Source organism: Streptomyces sp. SID3343 (assembly GCF_009865215.1).
Classification (GTDB): Bacteria; Actinomycetota; Actinomycetes; order Streptomycetales; family Streptomycetaceae; genus Embleya.
In genome coordinates this window covers 1-820 of sequence record NZ_WWJX01001580.1, presented here as the reverse complement: position 1 = coordinate 820, position 820 = coordinate 1, and the positions used below count along the sequence as shown (strand labels likewise).

1 protein-coding gene is annotated in these 820 nt (G+C 73.2%); it reads right to left on the bottom strand.

From position 1 onward, the window contains the following. Positions 1-229: 229 nt before the first annotated feature. Positions 230-820, bottom strand: a 591-nt coding sequence (locus GT354_RS50445; RefSeq protein WP_237536240.1) for an NUDIX hydrolase, incomplete at its 5' end; no start/stop codon positions are given.

The window sequence follows — 820 nt, the reverse complement described above, 5'->3', positions numbered from 1 at the left end:
CCGACCGGGGCGCCTGTGCCCGCCTGACCGGCGGGCGCGAAGGGGCGGCCACCTTCGACTTCACCACGGCCGTCACGCGGGAGTTCGGCACGGCCCCGAGGCGGTAGGGCTTTGCGGAGGCACGGCTCCGGGGCGGTACGGCTTTGGGTGATACCGCCACGAACTCCGGGTCGCGGAGGTGGAGTCGGTGGTTCGGGGCGGGCCCGGGCCCGAAACGGGGATGTTCGGATCAGGAGGTATTCGGGGGGATGCCGCAGTGCAGGTAGGCGGTTTCGCCGGTGGTGAGGGCTCGCGCGCACGCGTCGAGACGCCGGGCCATGTGCGGGGCCATCAGCCGCTGCCACGCGCTGGGTTCGGCGAAGCGCCACGAGCGCAATTCGCTTCGGTCGAGGCGGATCCGATGCTCGGCGTCGGCGGTGCCGAGCGTGCCACCGTCGAACACGTGGTTCGCGAGTGCGGGCCGACCGTCCGGCAACGCCGGCACCCAGTCGACGGCGAGCAGTCGGCCGGGCGTGAGGTCGAGGCCGAGTTCCTCGGCGATCTCGCGGCGCGCGGTGTCCCAGGGCAGTTCGCCGGGGTCCGCCCCTCCGCCGGGGATCTCCCACGTGCCGTCGCCGTACAGGGGTTCCACGAGCAGGATGCGGTGGTCGTCGTCGCGCAGGATCACACCGGCGGCGGCGATGTGCCGAGGTAGCGACGCGTAGTACTCGGCCGGCGGGAGTCTCCGGGTGGGGTGGGAACCGGCTTCGGGCGCGATGTGGCCCGGGTTTCGGTCGGGGGTGGGGCCGGGGTTTCGGTCGGGGTCGAGACCCGGCTTTCG